We start from the raw sequence: 8927 nt of genomic DNA on the forward strand, positions 1-8927 counted from the left end.
CTCCAAAGCTCATGCAACCATGTATGGGTAAGTTTGGGTAAGTTTAGTAGAACGGGATCTTAACAAAGCAAACTAAACCTGGTCAGCTTGGCGAAGAAAAATCAGAAAGCTTCTTCTCCTATGAAAAATTAGAACTAGAACAATTTCCCAGGCAAACAAATAGTTTACGCAGACAAAGAACAAGAATTTTAGAAGAATTAGATGAATTATCAGCAGAAGTAGAAAGGTTCTTATCGGCAGAAGAAAGTTCACTTGATGAAGAATCAGAAAGCTTATCCTCCCATGAACAATTAGAACTAAAAGAATTAGTAGACGAATTAGAAGTATCAGTAAAAGAATTATAAGCAGATGGAGAAATTTAAACCTGAAATATCATGTTTTTTCTCAACTCTGTTAATGTAAAATGGGCAGCTTTTCCCTGACCTTGTTCAAATTTTGTTATTCCTTAGTGAATTGCCCCTACTGATTCACCATAATCTATTTGGTTTAAAGCCCCAGACTGAAATTGATTCAATGCTAAATTACTCAAACTATCTACTTCATTAATCAAACTTTGTCTTTCCGCACGTTGCTATTGCCACACCGCCTACACAGCAAATAATGACATGATCGCCAAACCACCTGTTAACCCAGAAATAAGTTTTTGTCACTCTCTCTCTCGTATTTTCCTACTTTTCTCAACATACTCCCTCTCTTTTTCCAGAATTTTTTGCTCTGCTTTTTCCAACCAACTTTCTGCCTCTTTTAACAAACCCTCTTGCAGCAAAAAGTAATCCTTCCTTTCCTTTTCTCACTTATACCATTTATCAAAAACTTTTCTACGTTTTCTTGAGTAGGGGAGTAGGTGAGTAGGGGAGTGGGGAAGAAGTAAACATAAGAACAATTAATATTAAATTAGCTCAAATTAGCATGCAAAGTGATTTAACTTGTTTTAATTACTTAATAACTGAAGTGCTGCCTAAGTATAGCATTACTTTTGGGAATTAGTATTACTCAAATTATCCCTTAATATCATGTCCGGTAGCATCGTTTGTGTATAAAATTAAGGTGACAATAGGGGAAAACCTTTCAAAGGGGGGTTAGGGGGGATACATAGCTGCCTTACTCAAACCCCTAATTAGGGTTTTCTGAAAAAGTCTTATGGGTAAGGGTAGGAGACAACCCACCCCTAACCCCTCCTAGGAGGGGAAGACAGGAGTCAGGAGGAAAGAGAATGCGCGAAACATTTGCTCTTGGATGAAGATGAAAATTTTTTTTATACCGAACCCGAGCGGATTTGATATTACTACATCTATAGGACTACCTATAATTTTACTGTTCGATCGCAGACCCATAAATTTGCCATAACTGAATAATATTATCTTGCGAAACACTTACAAGTTGTTTGCTATCTGGACTAAAAACAATTGCACCATCACCTTTGATACTTCTCAACAATTTTCCAGTACCAAGATCCCACAGATTAATATTACCATCCTCACTACTACTAGCAAGTATTTTTCCATCTGGACTAATTGCGATCGCCTTAATTGCCTGAGAATGTTTTTCTAGAGTATAACGTACTTTCCAGCTTTCCACATCCCAGACTAAAATCTTACTTTCTCCCTTCATCGCATGAGCAATAGTTTGCCCATCTTCACTGAAAGCGATCGCTTCTATGCCACGATTATTATTTGTATTGGGTATAGAAAGATTTTTCAACAGTTGCCCTTGCTCTGCATTCCACAGTCGAATAAATCTCGGCCCTCCACTAGCTGCCATGCGCAGGCCACCAGCGCCAAAAGCAATAGGTTGAGTACCATTCATCCTGTGCAGTAGTTGCCCTGTATAAATATCCCAAGATTTCATTCCGCGATCGGCGCTGCATCCTATTACTGCTCTGCCATCAGCGGTGAAACCAACAGCAGTTACTACCCCTGAATGCAAAAAACTGACGAGCATTTCTCCTGTAGGAATATCCCATAATTTTACTGTACCATCTCCACTTCCACTAGCTAGAGTTTTTCCATCTGGACTAATTGCTACTGAGCGGACATTAGCTTGATGACTGGATAAAGTATCTAGCAATTTGCCTGTTTGTAAGTTCCACAGTAGGATATCTTGACCGCGACTACTGGCTAATATTTCTCCATCAAAACTAATGGTTACAGATAAAGCAGAATCTGTTTGCTGATTAGATAGAGAGCGAACTAACCTTGGTGCTAGCACTAAATCGTTACTAATATCTGGCTGCGTTTCTGTATTTTCTGTTTCTGTGGTTGTTTGGGGTGAAGTTTCGAGTTGTTGTGTTTCAGAGTTGTCGTCTGTTTCTGTTGTTTTTGCTGGCAGTGTTCTTGGTGGCAGTGTATTTTCTGTTTCTGTGGTTGTTTGGGGTGAAGTTTCGAGTTGTTGTGTTTCAGGGTTGTCGTCTATTTCTGTTGTTTCTGGTGGAAGTGTATTTTCTGTTTCTGTGGTTGCTTGGGGTGAAGTTTCGGGTCTTTGTGTTTCAGGGTTATCATCTGTTTCTGTTGTTTCTGGTGGAAGTGTATTTTCTGTTTCTGTCTTTTCTGTAGTTACTTGAGGTGAAATTTCTTCCGTGTCATTAGTCGCAAAGGTGACAGTTTCTTGATTTTCTGTAGCAGTATTTTCAGGCACAACTACATTTCCGCTAATTTGTCGATCGCTATCATAACCTTTATCTACTAAAAATTGACGCAAACTATCAAAATATACTTCGCGATCGCTGTTTTGATATACCTTTTCTATTAATTTCCAACCATCTTCTTTTTGACCTAACAAATATTTATTTGCTAGATAAGCTGCCAAAACTCCTTTGACATTTTGATTTTGACTAGAACGCTGATAAAATTCTAGCCAAAGTTCTGAAGCGCTAGTATTTATTTGTACTGGATATTGCCTGGTAACATCTACCATTTCTCCTTGACGATACTGCCAAATACGAATGGGAAATCTAGCATCATTTATATTAGAAAATACCTTAGCAAATCTACCATCAACACTTTTAAATTCTGGAATATTATCTTGATCTAAATCTGTAAGTCTATAATTTACATTTCCCCAGAAATGACGCAACATAGAATATTTATTTCGTGTTGCTTCGTAGAGATAAATCAATGAATAAGTACCACTATCAAATACAACATCACTATTATTTATAGTTACTAAATCTACTAATACTTCTGATTCTCCATTTCCATCTAAGTCTAGTAACTGTACTTTCACGAATCTACCTGCTAATACTTCCATTTCAGTGTCAGATTCTGAGTCACCTGCTAAAGATTTAACTGGTATTGGTTCATTTAAAATAATTTCTCCATCTCTGATAATTTTCAGATTTAAGTTACTTACTAAATCTGTATTATTTGCTTGTTCGTAAATAATTTCTGCTTGTAAATTACCATTGCCAAACCTTTCTACAATTCCTGGTGGTTCTGTATTTTCTGTAGAAGATTCTGGAGTAGTTTCTGAGTTAGTATTTGCCGTAGATTCTGGAGTAGTTTCTGGTGCAGTTGCGGTAGTTGTTGATTGAGTATCTATATCAATTTTGGCAATGTATTCTGAGGGGATTTTAGAAACTAAACTATCATTATTTGTTTCAGTATTTGCAATAGATTGACATAAAAAAGTAGCCACCTCTGAGCGAGTAGCATCTCGATTAGGATTGAGTTTTCTCACATTTGGATAATTTACAACAATACCTTTGGCTGTTGCTGCAGCAATAGATTTTTTTGCCTCTTCAGGAATTGCTTCTGCATCTTCAAAGGTTGTGTTTAAATTTTTTTCTACAGATGTACTTTTTCGATAATTTAATCCTTCACTTAAAGCTGTTAATACTTGCCATCTTGTAATCTTGAGAGTAGGGTTAAAAGTCTTACCAATATATCCGGATAAAAAACCCGTTTCATAAGATTTTTGAATTGCATTATAAGCCCAATAATTTTGAGGAACATCTACAAATTTAACCGGATCGCGTACTAATTTTGCATCGGGAAAAGCTCTAGTAATCATTGCAGCAAATTCTGCTCTAGTTACAGGTGCATTAGGACGAAATGTTTGACTTTCATAGTCGCCAGATATGATTTTTTTGTCTAATAAATCTTCAATACAAGCTTGAGCAAAATGGTTTTGTATATCTTTTAAGGTTGTTTGAGCAAGTGCTGGTTTTATAATTTTATGCTGAAATAATTTGGGATTTATTATGGTACTTAATGCTATAAATAAAGCAAGGACAGGATGCCATTTATAAATTTTTATCATTAATTTTCCTCCACCACTTTTGAATTCTAAAAAAATGAGACTTTGACAGTAATTTTTTTATTATTTCTTAATTTCAAAGGTTGCTTCTACCTTTCCCAAAATTAATAGCTGAAGTCCGCATTTCTGACCTTATGAGGCTAGCTAATAGCTGACAGCTGTTTACGCAGCATTCCGCAGAAAATACTTACACTTATTCTAGCCAGTTTATTTTATCTTTGACCAAAGAAAATTATATTTAGTTCCATTGTTATTAGACATCTCTAGAAAAGAGGGAGTAGTAGGGACGTTACATACAACGTCCGTACAGAGTAGGGAGAAATAATTGATGATTGATGTGGAATAATTGATTTTATTTTTTATTATTGGAGATATCTATTAGACATTTGTCAATTCAATAATGCTTTATGGAATGTTTAAACCGGGATTACGATAAAAGGCTTATTTCAACAATTAATAATGGCGTTGGTGAATCAAGGGATGCAATCTAAACTTGACAAAATATAAAATGCTTTTCATTTAATAGTTAGGGTTTGCGCTTCACTAGTCTTTTTGCGCTCGGCAGGGAGTAGGGAGTAGCTAAAACTCAAGATTTGGAGGGAGTTGTAGAGGAGGTAGAATGAAAAATCATCCTTTTCCAACTCTGCAAAACTATACGCCAAAATACTCATTTTTTCAGCTTTATAAGGCGAAAATTAGGTGCTTTTTCACGTTCTAAAAAGGCATTTACCTTTATCTACAGGACTTACGAATTAACGCTATTAGTAGGGTGTGTTAGCGGTAGCGTAACGCACTGACACACTATGTATAGTGCCTTTGCGTAAGTCCTGATCTATAAAGACTTTGATATTTATGAGCGCAAGCCCTAGTTAGGCAATAGTCATTAAAGCAAAATTATAGTAAGCATTCAGCTATTAGCTGTCAGCTCTCAGCTATTATGATGAGGTTTTAATGAATATAGACTGTTGAGCACCATATTTTATAGTTAAGTATAAATTCTGCCTCAATTAGTAAAGCTTTTATCTAAAACTAAAAGCAATAGCTGATTGCTAATTGCTGACGGCTGAATGCTTACAAATTATAGCCAAAATCACCAACGCTTTAATAATTAACAATTACCTTTCCTTAAAATTATTGGTTACTTACTTATATAGCGTTTCCAAATGAGATGTAAATCTAGATTGAGATTTTTTCTTAGAAAAAAATTCTGTATTGAGTATCCATTAATTATTGTGCAAAGCTACTATTTAATAGTGTTTTTCTTCTTTACTGTTTCCTTTTTAGCAAGATTCTGTTTCCGTATTTCAAATGAAAAAGCTATATCTGTTTTATAGCAGTTGAAACAAAGGGCGCGGACATTTATAAAAAACGAGAGTTAGGGATTACTTTTGTACGGGCGTTAAAGATAGTTCTGCGAAGCTAACGGCCGTTTGCCCCTACTGACTTTTACATTGCACGGAGCGTTATATTGGTTTGCCACATTTTGTCTATAGTAATAAACTCGTAATTTTTTTCTAGTAAAATTGGAATTATTTCAGCAGCTATTTTTGCCACATCTTGACCGCCATAACATCCATCATGCAAAACAATAATAGAACCATTAGAGGTTTGCTGAACTACTCGATTAACTACAACTGAAATTCCTGGTCTAACCCAATCTTCAGGTACTACACTCCACATAACATTTCGATATCCCCATTCCTGTAATAACTTTAAAGTTTGAGGTAGAAATACACCATTGGGAGGACGAACATCACAAACTAATTTTGCTTCTAATCCACAAGCATTATAGATAGAAAGCTGCGTTTTTTTTAAACTAGATTTAAGTTGAATAGGAGTTAGTTGAGGAAATGATATATGTTCGTAGCCATGTAAACCAATCCAATGACCTTTTTCATATACAGCTTTAGCTATTTCTGGATAACGATCTATACATATACCTAACCAAAAAAAGTTAGCTTTAATCTGATATTTATCTAGAACTTCTAATAATTGAAGTGTATATTCTGGATGTGGTCCATCATCAAAAGTAAGAGTAATTTCTGATTTTTGTGTATTTCCTTGCCATAAACAATTAGGGAAAGCTGATTTTAATATTGGATGTAAAATAGGAAATAAAGGTGCTAGTGCCATAATGAAGTCAGAAGTTAGAAGTCAGGAGTTGTTTTTGTAACCAGTATTTGAGCAAGCTTCCAAAAATATTTCGCCTTAAAAGGTGGGGTTGCGTGACCCAATTATTTTGATAAGGAACAAGAATTAAATAAGATCCATAAATGTGCTTACAATTCCATGTTAACAGGTCATCTAAACCATAGACTATAGCTAGGGCAATATGTAACGCATCATTAGCAGCTTTAGGGGGGAGGTTGCTGAGAGTCAAAAATTATTTGGCTAAGTTTTCTACCGTTAAATTTAATCCAAGTAAGGGAAAATCTTGCAAAATCTCCAGTCTCTTAGTAGCTATTTCACCTTCTTGAAAACTAGACACGCGCTAGACATTTGCCATCGGTGAGTGCAAATGATTTGATTACTCACCCGTTTCAATGTGTACTTCCTGTGAAAGTTGATGTTCCGCCCACAAACTATGGGTTAGGATTCCCTCAAGGGCTTTCCTCCACTGAAAAAGTTGAGTCCTCCGAATACGATGTAGTTTAATAAAACTAGCAACTCGCCTCCAATGACTCCAATCATGTTTGTTGACATCCTCTGGTCTCAACAAACACTGTGGTATTTTTTCTGATAATTTTAAGGCTCTACGGCCAATTACTAAAGCTGCAGCAGTGCCACTATTCAGGCCATACTTAGCCATATAATTAATCATTCCAATTACACTGGTAAAAGCTGGATTAACTTTAATTAATTCAACTCCAAATCTTCTACAACGTGACAATATAGCTTCCCTAAACATTCCCGTAGACAAATTGGAAAGCATCTCATTATAAACTTTACCTTCCTCGCTCATCTTGGATTTTTTCTTGGTAAAATCCAGAGACTCAATAGCAATAGCACATTCAAAAAATTCTGCTAATTTCACAACTTGGCAAACAATATTTCTCATTGATGCTTGTCGTTGCCCAGTAGTTTTATTCTTCCATTGGTAAGGTATTTCTTCTAAATATTCAATATTTCCATCCCATTTAACATAAGCAACTGAAATTGATTCCGCATTAAAATCAATACCTATACAACCATTTTTTCTTGTATGAACTACTGGAATTTCTTGTATGTAAGTAGCTAAATGTACATACCAATTATCCTGTTTATTCTCCCTGCGAAAAACTTGAATTGTGATTGGTTTTAAATTGTTTATGGCATAATCTAAATCTGTTGCTCTATATCTGCCATCCCTATCTGAAACAGAAAATTCTAACTGTATTTTATCACCATATTTATCCTGTAATGGTCTCGGTAGTTGAACTTGTAATTGATATAACCCATCCTCTTGTAATGGGAAAACTTTGAGCATAGTTCCACCCCCTGGCTGAGATTTTCCTACACATAAAAATCTGCCTGAGCGTTTTTTGCTCCAATCTACACTCCATTCTTCTTTGGTTTTATATCCATTTTCTGCTAAATTATGTTGAGCATTAAATAATTTCTGTGACCCAAAACAAATATGTAAACGTTCTGTATTTTTTAACTGCTTTAATTTTCGTTTCAGACTAGCTATTTTCTGAATTTTACTCTTTAAGCCTAGCAATTGATGAAAAAATTTATTTCGGGCTTGTAGATGCGGAAAACCTTTTTTTGTTGCTAATTTTAAAGTTTTTTCTAGTTTAGTGATGAGTTTTTTTGCAGCAGTTGTTTTAGCTTGGGTTTGTAACTCTAATTTAGTGATATTGTTATTCTTAGCTGTTTTTAATTGGCTTAAGCATTGAGTTGCTTCAGTGGCAATTGAATCAGCCCATGCCCATTGGATGTTAAACCGCTTCATTAGAAGCTTTTCTACTTCTGATTCTGACAACTTCTCAGTTTGCATCCAGTTGACAGCAGACCGTTTCCAGGATTCATACAATTCTCCCAGTTCCTCAAAAACAGGATGGTATTCAATTTTGGCTTCTATCCCTGTTAAGGAACCGTGAGATTTGGCCATTACTTACATTGAATTACTTCACTCTAAGGTTAGCAGAGCAAGTCTTTGGGTGTCAATCATATTTGTGATAGCTTTGACATGAACTCAAGTTTCGTGTCAGGTTCCTAATTTTTCTGCTTTAGATTGTCTCACATCCTAGACATTTTGTAGATGTTTGTCCAGGATAGTCTATATTTTTTGGTGTTAGTAAACAACAGTATCTCCTTAAGCTACTTCATCTAAAACTACCTGAGAGATGTACAGCGTAAAATGACCCCGGTATTTTTCCCACCAATCCATAGTAATTTGTCTATTAGCCATCAGGATTAAGTTATTACTCTATCTGACAGTTAGATAGCCAATTATACTGGTTTCGATATATACAGTTTCGGTCACAAATTTATATTACTTCGACAACATTTGCTTTTATTGCGGATGTCGCAATAAGAATTTTTACTTAATTCGATCGCATTTGCTTTTGTTGCGTATGTCGCAATAGGAGTTTTTACTCAAGATTTGCTTTTGTTGCGTATGGCGCAATAGGAGTTTTTGCTCAAGATTTGCTTTTGTTGCGTATGGCGCAATAGGAGTTTTTGCTCAA

3 protein-coding genes are annotated in these 8927 nt (G+C 35.5%); all 3 read right to left on the bottom strand.

Annotated features, from left to right (window positions below; all coding sequences use genetic code 11):
- Positions 1-1311 precede the first annotated feature (1311 nt).
- On the bottom strand, positions 1312-4257 hold the full coding sequence (locus D5R40_RS27545) for an S-layer homology domain-containing protein (RefSeq protein WP_124155503.1): 2946 nt from the start codon (positions 4255-4257) through the stop codon (positions 1312-1314).
- 1443 nt (positions 4258-5700) lie between these two features.
- Positions 5701-6387, bottom strand: coding sequence for a polysaccharide deacetylase family protein (locus tag D5R40_RS27550; RefSeq protein WP_124155504.1), 687 nt, complete (start codon positions 6385-6387; stop codon positions 5701-5703).
- Between the two features lie 394 nt (positions 6388-6781).
- Positions 6782-8347: an IS200/IS605 family accessory protein TnpB-related protein gene (locus D5R40_RS27560; RefSeq protein ID WP_124155505.1), complete on the bottom strand. Its 1566-nt coding sequence runs from the start codon at positions 8345-8347 to the stop codon at positions 6782-6784.
- Positions 8348-8927 lie beyond the last annotated feature (580 nt).

The organism is Okeania hirsuta, assembly GCF_003838195.1.
Classification (GTDB): domain Bacteria; phylum Cyanobacteriota; class Cyanobacteriia; order Cyanobacteriales; family Microcoleaceae; genus Okeania; species Okeania hirsuta.